Source organism: Enterococcus devriesei (genome assembly GCF_001885905.1).
Lineage (GTDB): Bacteria > Bacillota > Bacilli > Lactobacillales > Enterococcaceae > Enterococcus_A > Enterococcus_A devriesei.
Map to the genome: position 1 here is coordinate 1 of NZ_JXKM01000063.1, position 336 is coordinate 336.

Genomic DNA, 336 nt, shown 5'->3' on the forward strand with positions numbered 1-336 from the left:
ATGCACCCGAGAGGACTCGAACCTCTAACCCCTTGATTCGTAGTCAAGTACTCTATCCAATTGAGCTACGGGTGCTTATTTTGTTAATGCCGAGGACCGGAATCGAACCGGTACGGTGATCACTCACCGCAGGATTTTAAGTCCTGTGCGTCTGCCAGTTCCGCCACCCCGGCGTGCTTCCCCTGGTCTTCAGGAAAGCGGAAAACGGGGTTCGAACCCGCGACCCCCACCTTGGCAAGGTGGTGCTCTACCACTGAGCTATTTCCGCGTCGATGCCGGCTAAAGGATTTGAACCCTCGACCCTCTGATTACAAATCAGATGCTCTACCAACTGAG

3 tRNA genes are annotated in these 336 nt (G+C 54.2%); all 3 read right to left on the reverse strand.

What is annotated here, in order from left to right:
* Nucleotide 1: 1 nt before the first annotated feature.
* Nucleotides 2-75: transfer RNA gene (locus tag RV00_RS16055), tRNA-Arg, on the reverse strand.
* 12 nt (nucleotides 76-87) lie between these two features.
* Nucleotides 88-173, reverse strand: a tRNA-Leu gene (locus RV00_RS16060).
* Between the two features lie 23 nt (nucleotides 174-196).
* Nucleotides 197-268 (reverse strand) — tRNA-Gly (locus RV00_RS16065).
* Nucleotides 269-336: the final 68 nt, after the last annotated feature.